This window comes from Paenibacillus sp. JT31N17 (assembly GCF_056269255.1).
Genome location: NZ_JBWDNP010000003.1, coordinates 58,439 through 77,062 on the forward strand (window position 1 = coordinate 58,439; position 18,624 = coordinate 77,062).

An 18,624-nucleotide genomic window follows, 5' to 3' on the forward strand; every position below is an offset into this window, starting at 1 on the left:
CAAAAATGGATGTCAAAGAGGCGATGAAGCAGTGGAAATCCGGTCAATTTTCTCCGGTTTACGTAATCTATGGGAAGGACAGATACCGGATGGGGCAGTTTATCGGGGCGCTGACGGAGCTGCTGCTGCCGCGAGATGAGCGTGAGCTTGGCATTGTCAAATTTGATACCTCAGAAACTTCAATTGAAGAAGCCGTCGCTGAAGCGGATACGCTGCCGTTCTTTGCTTCCCGCAAGCTTGTCATTATCCGGGATCAGTCCGTTCTGGCAGCGGCGCAGGGCAAGGAAGGCAAGATTGAGCATAAGACCGAGCGGCTGCTCGCTTATTTGCAGCAGCCCTGCGAAAGCAGCGTAGTGGTATTCCAGGTGATGGCTGAGAAGCTGGATGAGCGGCGCAAGGTCGTAAAGCTGCTGAAGGAACAAAATGCGCTTATTCCTTTTCAGGAGCTGCAGGAGAACGAGCTGCAGCAGTGGACGATCAAGCGGGCGGAAGAGCAAGGCCGGATTCTGAAGAAGGAAGCGGCGGAGCTGCTCCTTGCCCGAACCGGAACGAATATGCAGCAGCTGGCCCATGAAGTGGACAAGCTTTGTCTTCATGCGGGACCAGGAGGAACCATCGATGTAATCGAGGTGGAGACGCTGATCGCTTCTACGGTGGAGGAGGATGTATTTGCCCTCATCGACGCCATGGCCACGCTGAAGGTGGATAAAGCGCTCAAGCTCTACGGCGAGCTGCTGCTCCGCAAGGAGGAGCCGATCAAGATTGCGGCGCTCATTGCCCGCCAGCTTCGCATTATGCTGCAGATCAAGGAGCTTGCCCAGCATCAGTATTCTCCCCAGCAGATGGCCGGACAGCTGGGACTCCACCCTTACGCGGTCAAGCTTGCCGCAGAGAAGGCCAGGATTTTCTCGGTCAAGTCGCTTGGCGGTCATCTGGATCGACTGGCAGAGCTGGATTATAAGATGAAAACGGGAAAGATCGAAAAAACGCTGGGTCTCGAACTATTCCTGCTGTCGCTGACCGCATAAGGAAACTGCCCGCGAAAAAATCCCTGCCGGCGCAATTATGCGGTGAGCAGGGCTTTTGCTTTTTGGGAGCTGCAGGTATCTATCCAGATACAAAAAGAAACTAACCTTGCCGGCAAGGTTAGTTTCTTTTATTGTGTATTAGGCTTGAGCTGAAAGAGCGTTAAGCTTTTTCGCCAGGCGAGACTTTTTGCGGGAAGCCGCATTTTTATGAATCAGACCTTTAGTAACCGCTTTGTCGAGCTTTTTTGTAGCTAGTTGAAGAGCTGCTTTGGCAGCATCCACATCAGTAGCGACAACAGCTAGATCAGCAGCTTTAACGGCCGTGCGGAGCGCGGATTTTTGCGAAGCGTTCAAAGCGCGACGTCTCTCGCTTGTTTTAACGCGTTTCACAGCTGATTTAATGTTTGGCATTGCATTCACCTCCTGTAAAAAAAGAAACCCCTTGTTAACAACACAACTTGAAATATTTTACCACGCACATGCCCAAAAAGCAATACTGTCCGGATGGAGCAAAGCAACAGCAATTCCCTTCTTATCCGCATAATTCGCACCCTTCAACCGCAAACTAAGGAAAACGATTCTGGAGGGAGCGCACAGATACGATGGGAGATCTAGATCTGCAGCAGTTTAATACGACCATTGACTTGGCTTTGGAGGCTAAGGAACATGCGGAAGCGGGCGGAAACGGACCTGTTCCGGGAGTTCTGACCGATACCACGGAGGATGACGGAATAACGATCACAAGACTGGAAATTACCACCGAGGAAGGCTCGGCGGCGCTTGGCAAAATGATGGGTCATTACGTCACCTTCGAAGTCCCGGATCTGCGCAAGCAGGACACTGTGCTGCAGGATCGCGTCGCCACCAAGTTTGCTCAGGAATTCGCGGGATTTCTCGACCGTATCGGCATTGGCAAGTCTGCCAATGTGCTCATCGTAGGACTGGGCAACTGGAACGTAACGCCGGATGCACTTGGTCCCCTCGTAGTGGAGAATTCCCTTGTAACCCGCCATTATTATGAGCTAATGCCCGAACAGGTGGCTCCCGGCTACCGCTGCGTCAGCGCAGTGGCGCCTGGGGTGCTGGGCGTAACGGGCATTGAATCGAGCGATATCGTACAGGGTATCATCGACCGCTCCAAGCCGGATCTTATCATTGCGATCGATGCGCTGGCATCCAAAGCGCTTGACCGCGTGAACACGACCATTCAGATCGCTGATACCGGCGTCCATCCCGGCTCCGGGATCGGCAACAAGCGCCGCGGGCTGACCAAGGAAATTTTGGGCGTACCCGTAATAGCGATAGGAGTGCCGACTGTTGTGTATGCATCTACCATCGTCAACAATACCATCGAGCTCATGCGCAATCATATCAAGGCGCAGAATGGAAATACGGACAAGATCTTCGGCTTGATCAATCAGATGCCTGAGAACGAACGTCTCCAGCTTGTGCGTGAGGCGCTTGGACCGCTTGGCTTCGATCTGCTCGTGACTCCCAAGGAGATTGACCAGTTTATTGAGGATATTGCCAATATTGTTGCCAGCGGGCTGAATGCCGCTCTTCATGAAGCGGTGGATAAAAGCAATGTCGCCGCCTATACGCACTGACTTACCGGACATAATCCCTGCTGTCTGACTGCAGGGACTTTTTGCGTTGTCCAATCTTTCTTTTCACCCTATCAAACTAGCAACCTCTGAATCATTCTTGTCTCACTCTACCAAATTCCGGTTCTATGAAATGTTTTCCTCTCATATGGTGATAGTGGGCTGTTGACGAAGATCTTACTTGGGAGGAACTAAACCTATGAGACGAGTTATTGTAACGTGGAATCTGGGAAGAGGCAGCATGCGGCTTCGCAATCTGCTTGTTGCCGGCCGAACATTCGCCATATTGTCTATTGGATCGATGATTCTCGTGATTGTTATCGGAATTGGCGCAATTGTGCAGGCGAAGACGGCCAAGTCACCGGTTTCTTCCATGAAAGGGTTCGCTGCAGCTGTTTCCAGCGGAACTTTTGCGGATATGCTTGCAATGGAAATGCCAGGCAGCGATCAAGGGGAGAATACTTCCACAATATCAGGCAGGCAGATGAGCTCCTTCCTGGTGCGTCTGCTGACCGATGTTAATCCTTCCGATCCGAAAAGCCTGCTTGCCTCTGAATATCCCGGCATGAACGGCGATGATGCTGTCCTGCTTAGAGGCGGATCAAGCGCGGATACAGCGGTGGAGCCGGAGGACCATGAGCCGCTGCCGGAGGGAGGGCAGTCAGCCGTGGATGACGGGCATCGGGTGGATGAATCGGGCCGCCCTGATCCGGGGCCGGATGAAGACTTGACTGCGGACCCCGACCCGGGAAGCGGCGGGACGGTTGATTCAGACAGCGGCAGCGAGACCGCGGGGAACGGGCAGGCAGCGCCGGACAGCGGTGGAACGTCTGGACAGAGCGGAAGCGGGGAAGATGGCCAGGTCAGCGGGGACAACAGCGCGCAGCCTACAACGGGAGGACGGAATGTCGTTTTTATCTATCATTCGCACAGCCGCGAATCCTGGTTTCCCGAGGTGAAAAGCACCAAGACTGCGGAATCCTCTACGACCAACATCACGCTGCTTGGCAAGCGTCTTGCGGATAAGCTTCAGGCGAATGGTATAGGCGCTCTTCATTCATCAGAAGATTACGTGACAGCGATTAAAAATTACAATTGGGCCCTATCCTATAAATATTCAAAAAAAACGGTGACTGAGGCGTTGGCCGTCAATAAGGATTTGAAATTTTTCTTTGACATCCACAGGGACTCCCAGCACCGCAAAGAAACCACGACAACCATCGGCGGAAAATCCTACGCCCAGGTATTTTTTATCATCGGCCACGCGAATCCCGACTGGCGGAAGAACGAAGCGTTCGCAGGCGAAATTCACGAAGCCTTGGAAAGCCGGTATCCTGGAATATCAAGGGGGATCTGGGGCAAAACGACGGCAAGCGGAAACGGGGAGTATAACCAGTCGGTTTCCCCTGACAGTGTATTGATCGAAGTTGGCGGTGTCGACAACACGCTGGAGGAATCTTACCGGACGATCGATGCGCTAGCTAAGGTGATCACCGAAATATATTGGAATGCGGAGAAGGTCAACACGAACCTGGGTGCAGGACTGTAAGGATATGAAAATATAAGGGGGAGTCGATATGCGCAGTCATTCTCTGAAAATGGTCGTGGTTGGCGGTGTCGTGGCTCTGGTTGTGATGTTCGGCATTGATATCGCGTCAAGCGGAATCGAGCGCATCAACGGGCCGCTGACGACGGAGGAAGCGCTGCCGGTTTATCCGGATCCGGCAGCGGAAGATGAAGGATATTCCAACCCAGCTGGCCCTGCTGACTCTGTGGATGGAGGATCTGCCGCGTCAGGCGGCCCACGGCGTATTATTGACGCCCAGCACGGCAGAGAGACGGACTGGGCGAAGCTTGAGGAGCAGCGCCAGCTTGAGGCGCAGCGACGGCTGCAGGCAGCTTATGAGAACGAGCGGCTGCCAGGCGTTCCCGATCTGACGAGCGATTCGGGTGTGAATAAGCTGGCTGACGGAACAGCCGGGATGCTGCAATCCGTCTCAAGCAAGGGGATTCGATTGATCGTTTCGTTTTTTGAATCCGTTACTGATTGATGACACACCCCCGAACTGATATAATAATAAGAATGATTAGCAATTAGGCATTTTGTGGGGGTTAGGCATGGCGGACGTACGTGACCGACAAAAGAAGATTCGAAATTTTTCAATCATTGCTCATATCGATCATGGCAAATCGACCTTGGCGGACCGGATATTGGAATATACCGGCGCTTTGACCTCCAGGGAGATGCAGGCCCAGGTGCTTGACCAGATGGATTTGGAGCGGGAACGCGGGATTACCATTAAATTGCAGGCTGTCCGTCTGGGCTACAAGGCAGATGACGGCGAAGAATACATCTTGAATTTGATCGATACGCCGGGACACGTCGATTTTACATACGAGGTATCCCGCAGTCTGGCTGCATGCGAGGGCGCGCTGCTCGTGGTCGATGCAGCACAGGGCATCGAAGCGCAGACGCTGGCAAACGTGTATCTGGCGCTTGACAACAACCTCGAGATCGTACCCGTTATCAACAAGATTGATTTGCCCAGCGCCGAGCCGGAACGGGTTAAGCAGGAGATAGAGGATGTAATCGGCCTTGATACGAGCGATGCGGTATTGGCCTCGGCCAAGGCAGGAATCGGAATCAAGGAAATACTGGAGCAGGTGGTCAAGAAGATGCCTTCGCCAAACGGCGAACCGGATAATCCGCTCAAAGCGTTGATATTCGATTCCCACTATGATGCCTACAAAGGCGTAATCGTCTATGTCCGTGTCGTTGACGGCAGCATCAAGGCAGGCAACAAAATCCGCTTCATGGCTACCGGCGCCGAGTTTGAAGTTATTGAAGTGGGCGCATTCATGCCGCGCATGGCGATCGTATCGGAGCTTGCTGTAGGCGATGTCGGATTCATTGTCGCCGGTATCAAGAATGTGAAGGACACCCGGGTCGGCGACACGGTTACCGATGCGAAGAAGCCGGCGCTCGAGCCGCTTCCGGGCTACCGCCGGATCAATCCCATGGTATTCTGCGGATTGTACCCGATCGAAACACAGGATTACAATGATTTGCGGGATGCGCTGGAGAAGCTGGAGCTTAATGATGCTTCCCTGCGGTATGAGGCGGAGTCGTCAACAGCGCTTGGCTTCGGCTTCCGCTGCGGCTTCCTGGGCTTGCTGCACATGGAGATTATTCAGGAGCGGATCGAGCGGGAATTCAATATTCCGTTGATTACGACGGCTCCGAGCGTTGTGTACCATGTAACACTGACCGACGGATCGGTGATCGAGATCGACAACCCGTCCAATTTGCCTGAGATCGGCAAAATCGATTTCGTGGAAGAGCCTTATGTCAAGGCGGCCATTATTGTGCCCAACGATTATGTCGGCGCTATCATGGAGCTTTGCCAGAACAAACGCGGCGAGTTCATCAATATGGAATATTTGGACACCAACCGCGTGACCATCAGCTATAACGTGCCGCTGTCGGAAATCGTTTATGATTTCTTCGACCAGCTCAAATCGAGCACGAAGGGCTACGCATCCTTTGATTATGAATTGTCGGGCTACCGTCAATCCAAACTGGTCAAAATGGAGATCATGCTTAACAATGAGCAGGTCGACGCATTGTCTGTCATCGTACACCGCGACCGCGCCTATAACCGCGGACGCGTAATATGCGAGAAACTGAAAGAGCTTATTCCGCGTCAAATGTTCGAGGTGCCGATTCAGGCATCCATCGGTACAAAGGTCATTGCCCGTGAGACCGTCAAGGCCATGCGCAAGAACGTTCTGGCCAAGTGCTACGGCGGCGACATCAGCCGGAAGCGCAAGCTGCTGGAGAAGCAGAAGGAAGGCAAGAAGCGGATGAAGCAGGTCGGCAGCGTGGAAGTGCCTCAGGAAGCCTTTATGGCTGTCCTCAAGATCGACGATTAATCCGTCTTGCGGTTCCGTCATCGGAGCCCCAATGAGCAGATGAGAGGGAGCCAAGCGCTCCCTTTTCGATTTATAGAGCGATTATTTTGACTGCCTGGGAAGCAGGTGGAAGGTTATGGACTTTCTTTCTTAAATCACGACTGTATTAAGGTACAAGGCTGCTTACGCAAGGCTGGGTTTTAAATGGAGGTAATCTAAATGTTGAACGTAGCGCCGAACGCGCTTTATATTCATATCCCTTTCTGCACAAACAAATGCTTTTACTGCGATTTCAACTCCTACGTGCTTAAAGGACAGCCCGTCGATGATTATCTGACTGCGCTCGAACACGAGATGGAGCTGACTGCCGCGGCGCTGCCGCCGCAGGCAATCCGTACAGTTTTTGTGGGCGGCGGAACGCCGACCGTGCTGAATCCGGTTCAGATGGAACGTTTTCTGTCCTCCGTGAAACGTCATTTTCCGCTGCATGGCGATATTGAGTTCACCATGGAAGCCAATCCAGGGACAACCGATCCCGACAAGCTGGCTGCTATGCGGGCGGGCGGCGTCAACCGCATCAGCTTTGGTGTGCAGTCCTTCGACAATGGCTTGCTGGAGCGGATCGGACGGATTCATAATGTGGAGGATGTATACCGCAGCATCGGGAATGCGCGAGCTGCCGGCTTTGACAACCTGTCCATCGACCTGATGTTCGGTCTGCCGGGGCAGACGGTGCAGCTGCTCTCCGAGAGCGTGGACCGTGCGCTGGCGCTTGAGCTGCCGCATTATTCGCTGTATGGACTGAAGGTGGAGGAGAATACGCTGTTTCATGCCATGTACGAACGCAATGAGCTGCCGCTTCCTCCGGAGGATGATGAACTGGCGATGTATATGCTGCTTATCGAGAAGCTTAAGGGTGCGGGCTTTCATCATTATGAGATCAGCAATTTTGCCAAGCCGGGCTTCGAGAGCAGGCATAATACAATCTATTGGCGCAACGAGCCCTATTACGGACTGGGGGCCGGCGCTCATGGTTATGCCCGCGGCGAGCGGCATATGAATATCAAAGGTGTACAGCCATATATCGATGCTGCGGCCGTCAGACTGCCGCGTCTGGAAACGAACAGTGTCAGCGAGTATGAGGCGATGGAAGATTTTATGATGGTTGGGCTGCGTTTGCTGGAGGGTGTGAGCGAATCTGATTTTGCGGCTCAATTCCCCGGCCGCACCATTGCAGCAGAATTCGGACCGGAGCTCGCGCCGCTGCTTGAGAACGGACTGCTGGAGATAACCGGAGCAGCAGCCGGCAGCCCTCAGGGATACAAGCTTTCCGGCAAAGGATTGCCGCTGGGCAATGAAGTTTTTGCCGCATTTATAGGAACAAAGGATGAGGCTGTAGCCGACTGACCTTGCAATTTGCTCGGGGTTAGCGATCAATGATTTTTTGAAGGCGGCAGGAAGGCACCGTCACTGGTGTCTTTTTTCTGTTTAACGACACTTTTATTATAGACGCTGTATAGAAATTTCCCCGCGGGAAGATGTCCATAAATTTTTCTTGTACAGTTATGCGTAGTAGTGTATATTTATTCGTATTATCCTATTTAATGGAACACCCGGGTGGAGGCGAAAAGCGATGCAAGCACAAGCGGTATGCAGAAAGGCAACAATGGAAGACGCAGGCACATTGGCTGATCTGATTGCGGGTTATGCCCAAAAGGGGATCATGCTGCCGCGCTCGAAAGAGGTGCTGCAGCGTCAGATTGATACTTTTATAGTCGCAGAGGTGGACGGGGAAGTGGTGGGCTGCGGATCGCTCTGCAAGCTCGGAACGGATCTCGTTGAGATACGTTCGCTCGGCATCTCCGAAGGCTATAAGGGGCTCGGTATTGGAAGCAAGCTTGTAGACTTCCTTATTGAAGAAGCCCGAAATCAGCACATCACCAAAGTCATGGCGCTGACGTATGAAGTCACCTTCTTCCAGAAAAACGGCTTCAAAATCGTGGACAAAGAAATTTTTCCCGAAAAAGTATGGAAAGACTGTGTACATTGCGCCAAGCAGCATGCTTGCGATGAAATAGCAGTCCTGAAAATGCTGAACTGACTTGACAATAGGCAAGTTGGTTTGGTATTTTTGTATTAATGATTAGCACTCAACGATAACGAGTGCTAACGAGGTTGAGAAATTGCATTCAACAATGGCAATAACATCGTTTTGCTCTGCAAAACCACAGGAGGTGCTGCGATGCTTACAGAGCGGCAAAGAATGATACTTAGCGCAATAATTGATGATTACATTCGTTCTGCAGAACCTGTAGGCTCCCGCAGTATTTCCAAACGCGGCGATGTCGGCTACAGTCCTGCTACGATTCGCAACGAGATGGCCGATCTGGAAGAGCTCGGATTTTTGGAGCAGCCCCATACATCGGCTGGCCGTATCCCTTCTACCAAGGGCTATCGTTATTACGTTGACCATCTTGTCAGGCTGGGCGAGGTCAATGAACAGGATTTAAGCACAGTGCGCTCGTTTTTTGCGGAAAAAATGAACCAAATGGAAGAAATCATCCAGCATGCTGCGATGATCCTTTCCAATCTGACGAATTATACGTCTATTGTTCTGGGACCGGAGACGTTTACGAATTCGCTCAAACATTTTCAGCTCGTTCCGCTCAGCTCGGATACGGCAGTTGCAATTGTTGTGACGAATACCGGACATGTCGAGAACCGGACGGTTTCGCTTCCTGCTGATATGAGTATGGAAGAAATGGAGCATGCGGTTAATGTTTTGAACCATAAGCTTATCGGTGTGCCGATTTCGCGGCTGAAATCCAGGATTTACTCGGAGGTCGGGCAGGAGCTCGGCCGTTATGTGGATGGATGTGAGCGGCTGCTGGGCATTCTAGACGAAGCGCTGATGAACGATGAAGACAACCGCGTTTTTCTTAGCGGGACGACCAACATGCTGACGCAGCCGGAGTTCAAGGATGTTGACAAAGTAAAGACGCTGCTCGATCTGTTCGAGCAAACTCCCACCCTGATGCGCATGTTCACGGCTTTGCCAAGCGGCATTCAAGTCAGGATCGGTACTGAAAACGCACATGAAGCGATTAACAACTGCAGTTTGATCACGGCGAACTATTCCGTTGACGGCCAGTCGCTTGGAACGATCGGCATTCTTGGTCCTACCCGGATGGATTACGGGAAAGTGATCAGTCTGATCGATATTTTGTCCAAGGACATGGCCGTGCTTCTCGGTCGCTGGTATAAGTAAAGCATATTTAAGGAGGTGAAGCGGCCCGTGAGTGTGAATGAACAACATACTGATGAAGATCATAAACATGAAGTGACTGGCGCTTCGGAAGAGAATTTGGATACGCAGGAGCAGGCAGAGGCTGTAGAGGCTGTAGAGGCTGCAGAAGCCGAAACAGTCGATTCCGTTGAAGAAACGCAGGCAGATACGCGATATGGGGAGCTTCAGAAGCAGGTGGAAGAGCATCAGCAGCGTTATCTGCGGGCTCAAGCGGATTTTGACAATTTCCGCCGCCGCACGATCAAGGAGAAGGAAGAGCTTGGCGCGTATGCTTCCATGAAGCTGATCGGGCAGCTGCTGCCCGTTGTCGATAACTTCGGCCGTGCCATTGAAGCCGGACAAGGCGGCGGTGACGTGGAGTCGTTCGCTAAAGGCGTGGACATGATCTTCCGTCAATTTCAGCAGGTTCTGGAGCAGGAAGGCCTGAAACCGATGGAAGTCGTCGGCGAACCCTTCAATCCGGAATTCCATCAGGCGATTATGCAGGTGGAATCGGAAGAGCATGAAGAAGGCATTATTGTCGAAGAAGTCCAAAAAGGTTATATACTGAAGGATAAAGTGCTGCGTCCCGCTATGGTTAAAGTAAGCAGTTAGGACAACAGCTGACTATAAAACATAACAATTTAGGAGGATTACTATTATGAGTAAAGTCATTGGTATCGACCTTGGAACCACAAATTCCTGCGTAGCCGTTATGGAAGGCGGCGAGGCTGTCGTTATTCCAAATCCGGAAGGCAACCGTACAACCCCTTCGGTTGTCGGCTTCAAGAAAGACGGAGAACGTGTTGTGGGCGAGGCTGCAAAGCGTCAATCCATCACCAACCCTGACCGTACAATCAGCTCCATCAAACGCCATATTGGCACAAATCACAAAGAAACGGTTGATAGCAAAGATTACTCGCCCCAAGAGATATCCGCTATCATCCTGCAGAAGCTGAAATCCGATGCCGAAGCTTACCTCGGCCAATCTGTCAGCCAAGCCGTTATCACGGTGCCGGCCTATTTCAATGACAGCCAACGTCAAGCTACGAAGGATGCAGGTAAAATCGCCGGTCTTGAAGTGCTCCGCATCATCAATGAGCCAACCGCAGCCGCTCTTGCCTACGGTCTTGAGAAGACTGAAGATCACACCATTCTCGTTTATGACCTTGGCGGCGGTACGTTCGACGTATCCATCCTTGAATTGGGCGATGGCTTCTTCGAGGTTAAAGCGACAAGCGGAGACAACCATTTGGGCGGAGATGACTTCGACCAGGTCATCATCGATTATCTGGTATCGGAATTCAAAAAAGAGCAGGGCGTGGATCTTTCCAAAGATAAAGCAGCTGTGCAGCGTCTGAAAGATGCGGCGGAAAAAGCGAAAAAAGAGCTTTCCGGTACAGTAGCTTCTTCCATTTCGCTCCCGTTTATTACGATGGCGGACGGCGTTCCCCAGCATTTGGAGATGAACCTGACCCGCGCCAAATTCGATGAGCTTTCTTCCGCTCTTGTAGAGCGCACGCTCGGCCCAACCCGTCAAGCCTTGAAGGATGCCGGAATGAGCGCAAGCGACATCGATAAAGTCGTGCTCGTCGGCGGTTCGACACGTATTCCTGCGGTACAGGAAGCAATCAAAAAACTGATCGGCAAAGAGCCGCATAAAGGCGTTAACCCGGATGAGGTTGTTGCCCTCGGCGCTGCCGTTCAAGCCGGCGTACTGACAGGCGATGTGAAAGACGTTGTCCTCCTCGACGTTACCCCATTGTCATTGGGTATCGAAACGGCAGGCGGCGTGTTTACCAAAATGATCGACCGCAACACGACCATTCCGACCAGCAAATCACAAGTATACTCGACCTACGCGGACAACCAGCCTAGCGTTGAAATCCATGTTCTGCAGGGCGAACGGGAAATGGCGGCAGGCAATAAAACACTGGGACGCTTCACACTTGGCGATATTCCTCTTGCGCCGCGCGGAGTACCGCAAATCGAGGTTACTTTTGACATTGACGCCAACGGTATCGTTAACGTATCCGCTTTGGATAAAGGTACAGGCAAAAGCCAAAAAATCACGATCACTTCTTCGAGCGGTTTGTCCGACGAGGAAATTGAGCGCATGATGAAGGATGCCGAGCTGAACGCGGATGAAGACCGCAAACGCCGCGAGCTTGTCGAAGCGAAAAACAATGCGGACCAGCTTGTTTATTCCGTTGACAAAACGATCAAGGATCTGGGCGATAAAGTAGATGCCGGCGAGATTGAGAAAGCAAACGAAGCCAAAGAGAAAGTGAAAACGGCGATCGCAGGCGACAATCTTGAAGAAATTACGGCTGCTGCCGAAGCCTTGACGGAAATTGTTCAGCAGCTGTCCGTTAAATTATATGAGCAGGCTGCTCAGGCCGAGCAGGGCGCTGAAGGCCCTCAAGCCGATGCTGCCGGCGGGGACAGAGGCAAAGACAATGTCGTAGATGCCGACTATGAAGTCGTCGACGACAAAAAATCTTAAGACATTAAGCGGAGCGCCGTCCGGGCCCGGACGGCGCAGCCTTTTCTTCCTGAAACGAACTTTCCCGCCAAATGGCGGAGACAGCCGTTTCTTTCTTGTATCAGAAAAAGTATAATCTTCATGAGTATACTTTTCTGATATTTTTGTGTGGGATGCTGCGCCGCAAAACGCGGCGCAGCGTTTCTTCTTGTCCATCTGTTTAACGGACGGGAACGGCTAGCGCCATAGGGGAATACGAAAGACGAGGTGACGGATTTGGCAAGCAAGCGTGATTATTATGAAGTACTCGGCGTCGCGAAGAATGCCGGGGAGGAAGAAATCAAGAAAGCGTACCGGAAGCTTGCGCGTCAATATCATCCTGACGTGAACAAGGAGCCGGATGCGGAAAGCAAGTTCAAGGAAATGAAAGAAGCTTATGACGTTCTGAGCGACGGCAACAAAAAGGCCGCTTATGACCAATACGGTCATGTCGATCCCAACCAGGGCTTTGGCGGAGGCGGCGGTTTCGGCGGCGATGCTGGCGGCTTTGGCGATATCTTTGATATGTTCTTTGGCGGAGGCGGCGGGCGCCGCGATCCTAATGCGCCGCAGCGCGGCAATGACCTGCAGTATACGATGACCATCGAATTTAAAGAAGCGGTATTCGGCAAAGAAACGGAAATTACGATTCCGCGCACAGAAACCTGCGATACGTGCACCGGCAGCGGCGCCAAGCCGGGAACCAAGCCGGAAACCTGTTCGGTTTGTAAAGGTTCGGGGCAGCAGGAAGTGGTTCAAAATACGCCTTTCGGCCGTATGGTGAACCGCCGCGCATGTACGAACTGCAGTGGCACGGGACGCATCATCAAAGAAAAATGCACCACGTGTCACGGAGCAGGCAAAGTTAAGCGCCAGCGCAAAATTAATATCAAGATTCCCGCAGGCGTGGATGACGGCGCGCAAATCCGCATGACCGGGGAAGGCGAAGGCGGAACACGCGGAGGCCCGTCCGGGGATTTATATATCGTAATCCGGGTGAAAGCCCATGATTTCTTCGAACGCGAGAACGACGATATTTATTGCGAGGTACCGCTCACTTTTGTCCAGGCGGCACTGGGTGACGAGATCGAGATACCGACTCTTACCGAGAAAGTGAAGCTCAAGGTGCCTTCGGGTACGCAAACAGGCACCTACTTCCGATTGAAAGGCAAAGGGGTTCCGCGCTTGCGCGGGTATGGCCAGGGCGATCAGCATGTAAAAGTGACGATCGTAACTCCGACCAACCTCACTGACGAGCAAAAGGAACTGCTCCGCCAGTTCGGTGGAGGCAGCGAAGGAACAAGCCAAGAGGATCACCATGAAACGATTTTTGAGCGGATGAAGAAGGCGTTTCGGGGGGAATAGCATTCGTTTTCCGAAGAGCCCTGGAACCTGTCAGGAATAGATGGTCCTGCGATCGGTTATGCTACTCAATTGACGGGAGAATATCCTAAGCATTTGAGGAGGCATGCAGCAATGGCGAATGAAACAAACAAGACTGATGATTGCGTCGTTATTTTGCCTGTCGGCAGTGAAGAGGATACTGAATTTGCCGAGACTGTGGATGACAATCATAATCATGAAGTCCGGAAGCGCGCAGCAGATCAATCCGCGCAGTCCGCACACGAATGAAGGTTACGATATGACCTCCAGAATAGTCGCTGTGTTTCAGGATGGAAGCAGAACCCGCGAGGCTCAGCTGAAGCTGCAGGCGCTCAGAGTGACTGAGGTCGAAGGCGGAGCGGACGGATCCATGCTTACTGCAATGGTTGAGGATGATTTGGTGGACCGTGCGCTGTATCTTATTCGTCAAACGGGTGGAACGACAGAGCTTTGAAAGAACCTGAAGAGGGCTGTGTGCTTCTGGATCGGTATTACCGATTCGGGCTCGCAGTCCTTTTTTTGATGCCTTGCGGGTGCCGATGGCAGGAAAAATTTAACGTCAGTGGAAGCTTTTTTGTGCAAGCGGGGTTTCTGGTGTAAAATAGACGGGCAAAGGTTTTATACATAGGAGGGCGTACGGCTGTGAAATGGTATGAATTGACGATCTCAACAACGGAGCAAGCGATTGAGATGATCACTAATTTTTTGCATGAGATGGATGCGGACGGCGTATCGATTGAAGAATCGGGTACGCTTAACAAGCAGCGGGACACCTCATTGGGGCAATGGTATGAGACCCCGCTGAACGATATTCCCGAAGGCCACGCCATCATAAAAGGATATTTCCCCGAAGCGACGGACATGGCTGCGCTGGAGGCGAATGTAAGGCCGCGAATTGATCAGCTGCGCGAGTTTGGCATTGATGCCGGGCACTACCTAATATCCACGGTCATTGTGGATGAGGAAGATTGGGCCACAGCCTGGAAGCAGTATTTTAAGCCGATTCAGGTATCGCCGCGTCTGACGATTAAACCGACCTGGGAAGAGTACCATCCTGTGCCGGGCGAGGAAATTATTGAGCTTGATCCCGGCATGGCCTTTGGTACCGGAACACATCCCACTACTGCGCTGTGTCTGAGGACGCTTGAATCCGTGATCCGCGGAGGCGAAGAAATCATTGATGTGGGAACCGGCTCCGGCATTCTCGCGATCGGCGCAGTGCGTCTGGGAGCCAAACGGGTGCTTGCGCTCGATCTGGATCCGGTTGCGGTCTCCTCCGCATCGGAGAATGTCAAACTGAACAAACTGGAATCAACTATACAGGTACAGCTGAGCGATCTGCTGGGTGTGGTTCAGACCAGTGCCGCTTCCGGCTCTGCCGCGTCCATCGTTAATGTAACGCTGCCTGTTGATCTGGTGGTTGCCAACATTCTGGCAGAAATTATTTTGCTGTTCGTCGACGATGTTTATGCTGCTTTAAAACCGGGTGGAATCTACATAGCCTCAGGTATTTTCAAAAATAAGGAAGATGTGGTGGAAGAGGGACTGCAGAAGTCCGGATTCATCATTACCGATCGTCAGCGGGACCAGGACTGGATCGCTTTCGTTGCACGAAAGCCGCAATAGCAGGAAGCGGTTTGAAAAACAAAGCTTATGCTTACGAAGTGAATTTTCCTTCGGAAAATTCTTAGGAGGTCCATTGTGTCCAATTTTCTTTGGTATCCCATTGAGGATTTACCCTTTATTTTTATTGTGATCATGATTGCTTTTACGGTACATGAGTTTGCCCATGCTTACAGCGCTTATAAATTTGGCGACCGCACGGCTTACGATGCGGGAAGAGTGACGCTTAATCCGCGAGTCCATATCGATATTTTCGGGATGATTCTATTGCTGATCGCCGGCTTCGGCTGGGCGAGGCCTGTACCGGTCAATCGCAGTAAGTTCAAGAATCCGAGACTGATGGGGATTGTGGTCTCTGCAGTGGGGCCGCTGAGCAATCTGGTTACCGCGGCGCTTGGCATTTTACTGCTGTATGTATTGAATCAAACGGGCTTGATGGACGTAGGCTCTATCGGCGTGCACAGGGCGATCATTCACTTTTTGTATTATCTGATCACGATAAACCTTATGCTGTTCATCTTCAACCTGATTCCGATTCCTCCGCTTGACGGCTATCGGATCATTCAAGACCTCGTTCCTTTGAAGGTCAGATTCAAAATGGACCAGAACGTCCATTGGGGCATGTTTGTCTTTTTGCTGATCATCTTTATTCCGCAGCTCCGGGCAGTTACGCTGGACCCGTTGTTTTCCCAATCAAGCAGTATCATTGAAGGCCTGCAGAATTTCTATGAGCTGTTTTTCAGGCCGGTCAGCTGGCAAAGCTTTATTCTGGACTTCCTTGGTTACACGAGAACGTAATTCCAGACTTTGCCGCACTCTTCCCGTGCCGTGACCAAAAAAAGGGAGGCTCTGGCGCGGCTGATCTAAAACGTGTATGATAAAGGTTGGAGTTTTTTCGAATTATCAGCAGTGTTGGTCATGTTCGCTATCCTCTGCTGGTTTTTCTTGAGGGATGAATACAGCTCGCCGCAAGCCGGTGCAGCTCCTCTCTTTTTATGCTCCGTCTTTGTTGTTTCAACAATCGATAACGAAGGGTTTCTGAATAGCATGCAGCGATATTTTGTAGCGCCGGAGCAGCTTGCCGGCGACGAATTGGTATATCTGACCGGCGAGGATGCCCATCATGCCCTGCGTGTCATGCGAATGGAGCCGGGCGATGAGTTTATCGTCAGCGATGGCGCCGAGCGTACGGCAAGAGCGGTTATCCGCACGGCGGAGGCAGGACGGGTGGAAGCGGCTGTTGCGGAATGGCTTCCGATGAACGGTGAGCCGGCATGGTCCGTTACGATAGCGCAAAGCTTGCCGAAGGGCGATAAGATGGAGCTGGTCATTCAGAAAGGAACGGAAATCGGCGCAGCTGCCTTTATACCGTTCCAATCGCAGCGGATTATCGTCCAATATGATGAGAAGAAAGAAACGAAGCGTCTGGAGCGCTGGAGCAAAATAGCCAAGGAAGCGGCAGAGCAGGCACACCGCAGCCGCATCCCGGAAGTGAAGGCGGTATTATCCTGGCGCCAGCTGCTGCATGAGTTCAGCCATTATGATTTGGTGCTGTTTTGCTATGAGAAGGAGAGCGGATCGGCAGGTGCAGGACTGCGCGATGCGATTCGTTCTTTTGAAGAAAGCGGCAGGATGGTGGACAGGAAATCATCCCGGATTAGCGTACTGCTGATTGTCGGCCCTGAGGGCGGATTTACACAGCGGGAAGCCGAGGAGGCGGAAGCGGCAGGCGCCGTTATCGTAGGGCTCGGCAAACGCATTCTGCGTACCGAGACAGCGGCGATGGTAGGCCTGGCCTGCCTGATGTACGAATCCGGAGAAATGGGAGGCGAATAACGACATGCCGTCGGTTGCATTTTATACATTGGGCTGTAAAGTAAACTTCTATGATACGGAAGCGATCTGGCAGCTGTTCAAGAATGAAGGCTATGAGCAGGTTGATTTTGAGACGACGACCGCTGATGTCTATTTGATCAATACATGCACGGTAACCAATACGGGCGACAAGAAGAGCCGCCAGATTATCCGGCGTGCAATCCGGCGTAATCCGGATGCCGTAATTGCCGTGACAGGCTGTTACGCTCAGACATCCCCGGCTGAGATTCTGGCTATTGAAGGCGTCGATCTGGTAATCGGCACGCAGGGCAGAGACAAATTGCTGGACCATGTCCGCGAGATCCAGGCCGACCGCCGACCGGTCAACGCCGTCCGCAATATTATGAAAACGCGCGAGTTCGAAGAGCTGGATGTTCCTGACTTTGCCGACCGTACACGGGCCTTTCTGAAAATCCAGGAGGGCTGCAATAACTTCTGCACCTTCTGTATTATTCCCTGGTCCCGCGGGCTCTCCCGCAGCCGCGACCCCGAGAGCGTGCTTAATCAGGCACGTCAGCTGGTGGCTGCCGGCTACAAGGAGATCGTTCTGACCGGCATTCATACCGGCGGGTACGGCGATGATATGGAAAATTACCGTTTATCCGATCTGCTCTGGGATTTGGACAAGATCGAAGGGCTTGAGCGCATCCGCATCAGCTCCATTGAAGCAAGCCAAATCGATGATGCCATGATCGACGTGCTTAACCGTTCATCCAAAATGTGCCGCCATCTTCATGTTCCTCTCCAGGCAGGCGATGATACCGTGCTCAAGCGCATGCGCCGCAAATATACGGTTGAAGAATTTGCCGAGAAGATCCGTCTTCTGCATCAGGCCATGCCCGGCGTGGCGATTACGACAGATGTGATTGTCGGCTTCCCGGGGGAAACCGAGGAAATGTTCGAGAATGGCTACCGCCTGATGGAAGAGCTGAAGTTCTCGGAAATGCATGTGTTTCCTTATTCCAGAAGAACGGGTACTCCTGCGGCCCGGATGGAGGAACAGGTGGATGAAGAGATTAAGAATGAGCGTGTCCACAAGCTGATTGATCTGTCGGAACAAATGCAGCTTGAATACGCCAGGAAATATGTCGGCGAGGTACTGGATGTCATTCCCGAGCGCGATTACAAGGGTGCACCTGGAACGGGACGCGTTATGGGCTACACGGACAACTACCTGCAGGTTGTATTCGAAGGTTCGGAGCTGCTTATCGGCCAGCTGTGCCGGGTAAAAATCACTGAGGCTGGCGTTAACGAATGCTTTGGTCAGCTTGTCCGTGTACTGGAAACCAATGAAGCTCCGGTATCGAAGCAGCTGGATTCCGGAATTGCCGCCCTGCCTGAAGCCTTAAGAGCTTAGGCGGAGCGTTTCATTCATATTTTAAAATTGCG

The 18,624-nt window shown here is 52.1% G+C and carries 18 protein-coding genes; 17 read left to right on the forward strand and 1 reads right to left on the reverse strand.

The annotated features are described in order from the left end of the window. Positions 1–5: 5 nt before the first annotated feature. The gene (holA, locus tag AC0YOB_RS11905; RefSeq protein ID WP_475793023.1) at positions 6–1,028 is read left to right on the forward strand and encodes a DNA polymerase III subunit delta; all 1,023 of its coding nucleotides are present in this window, start codon (positions 6–8) and stop codon (positions 1,026–1,028) included. 138 nt (positions 1,029–1,166) lie between these two features. Here holA and rpsT read toward each other — a convergent pair whose 3' ends face one another. After that, positions 1,167–1,439, reverse strand: a complete 273-nt coding sequence (rpsT, locus tag AC0YOB_RS11910) for a 30S ribosomal protein S20 (RefSeq protein ID WP_210037735.1) — start codon at positions 1,437–1,439, stop codon at positions 1,167–1,169. Positions 1,440–1,630: 191 nt separating this feature from the next. Here rpsT and gpr point away from each other — a divergent pair, with 191 nt between their 5' ends. The 16 genes from gpr to mtaB all read left to right on the forward strand — a co-directional run bounded on the left by gpr (position 1,631) and on the right by mtaB (position 18,592). After that, entirely contained in the window at positions 1,631–2,635 is a 1,005-nt protein-coding gene (gene gpr, locus AC0YOB_RS11915) for a GPR endopeptidase (RefSeq protein WP_475793024.1), read from the forward strand. Between the two features lie 196 nt (positions 2,636–2,831). Next, the gene (gene spoIIP / locus AC0YOB_RS11920; protein ID WP_475793025.1) at positions 2,832–4,181 is read left to right on the forward strand and encodes a stage II sporulation protein P; all 1,350 of its coding nucleotides are present in this window, start codon (positions 2,832–2,834) and stop codon (positions 4,179–4,181) included. A 28-nt stretch (positions 4,182–4,209) separates the two neighbouring features. Further along, positions 4,210–4,683: a hypothetical protein gene (locus AC0YOB_RS11925; protein WP_475793026.1), complete on the forward strand. Its 474-nt coding sequence runs from the start codon at positions 4,210–4,212 to the stop codon at positions 4,681–4,683. A gap of 67 nt (positions 4,684–4,750) precedes the next feature. Next, a complete protein-coding gene (lepA, locus tag AC0YOB_RS11930; protein ID WP_475793027.1) occupies positions 4,751–6,565 on the forward strand; it encodes a translation elongation factor 4 in 1,815 nt (604 codons plus the stop codon). Between the two features lie 198 nt (positions 6,566–6,763). Continuing rightward, positions 6,764–7,951: a radical SAM family heme chaperone HemW gene (gene hemW / locus AC0YOB_RS11935; RefSeq protein WP_475793028.1), complete on the forward strand. Its 1,188-nt coding sequence runs from the start codon at positions 6,764–6,766 to the stop codon at positions 7,949–7,951. 226 nt (positions 7,952–8,177) lie between these two features. Next, positions 8,178–8,645: an N-acetyltransferase gene (locus AC0YOB_RS11940; RefSeq protein WP_475768196.1), complete on the forward strand. Its 468-nt coding sequence runs from the start codon at positions 8,178–8,180 to the stop codon at positions 8,643–8,645. Positions 8,646–8,786: 141 nt separating this feature from the next. Further along, positions 8,787–9,812, forward strand: a complete 1,026-nt coding sequence (gene hrcA / locus AC0YOB_RS11945; protein WP_475768195.1) for a heat-inducible transcriptional repressor HrcA — start codon at positions 8,787–8,789, stop codon at positions 9,810–9,812. Positions 9,813–9,845: 33 nt separating this feature from the next. Then, entirely contained in the window at positions 9,846–10,445 is a 600-nt protein-coding gene (gene grpE, locus AC0YOB_RS11950; protein ID WP_475793552.1) for a nucleotide exchange factor GrpE, read from the forward strand. A gap of 46 nt (positions 10,446–10,491) precedes the next feature. Further along, complete coding sequence (dnaK, locus tag AC0YOB_RS11955; protein WP_475793029.1) at positions 10,492–12,336, forward strand: molecular chaperone DnaK; 1,845 nt, start codon at positions 10,492–10,494, stop codon at positions 12,334–12,336. Between the two features lie 255 nt (positions 12,337–12,591). Further along, positions 12,592–13,719: a molecular chaperone DnaJ gene (gene dnaJ / locus AC0YOB_RS11960; RefSeq protein WP_475793030.1), complete on the forward strand. Its 1,128-nt coding sequence runs from the start codon at positions 12,592–12,594 to the stop codon at positions 13,717–13,719. A gap of 111 nt (positions 13,720–13,830) precedes the next feature. Then, on the forward strand, positions 13,831–13,986 hold the full coding sequence (locus AC0YOB_RS11965) for a hypothetical protein (protein ID WP_475793031.1): 156 nt from the start codon (positions 13,831–13,833) through the stop codon (positions 13,984–13,986). Between the two features lie 10 nt (positions 13,987–13,996). Then, entirely contained in the window at positions 13,997–14,191 is a 195-nt protein-coding gene (locus tag AC0YOB_RS11970; RefSeq protein WP_475793032.1) for a hypothetical protein, read from the forward strand. A 188-nt stretch (positions 14,192–14,379) separates the two neighbouring features. Further along, on the forward strand, positions 14,380–15,363 hold the full coding sequence (prmA, locus tag AC0YOB_RS11975; RefSeq protein WP_475793033.1) for a 50S ribosomal protein L11 methyltransferase: 984 nt from the start codon (positions 14,380–14,382) through the stop codon (positions 15,361–15,363). A gap of 75 nt (positions 15,364–15,438) precedes the next feature. Continuing rightward, positions 15,439–16,158: a site-2 protease family protein gene (locus AC0YOB_RS11980; RefSeq protein ID WP_379114062.1), complete on the forward strand. Its 720-nt coding sequence runs from the start codon at positions 15,439–15,441 to the stop codon at positions 16,156–16,158. A gap of 249 nt (positions 16,159–16,407) precedes the next feature. Continuing rightward, positions 16,408–17,196 (forward strand): 16S rRNA (uracil(1498)-N(3))-methyltransferase, encoded by a 789-nt coding sequence (locus AC0YOB_RS11985; protein WP_475793034.1) that lies wholly within the window; start codon positions 16,408–16,410, stop codon positions 17,194–17,196. Positions 17,197–17,200: 4 nt separating this feature from the next. Continuing rightward, positions 17,201–18,592, forward strand: coding sequence for a tRNA (N(6)-L-threonylcarbamoyladenosine(37)-C(2))-methylthiotransferase MtaB (mtaB, locus tag AC0YOB_RS11990; protein ID WP_475793035.1), 1,392 nt, complete (start codon positions 17,201–17,203; stop codon positions 18,590–18,592). Positions 18,593–18,624 lie beyond the last annotated feature (32 nt).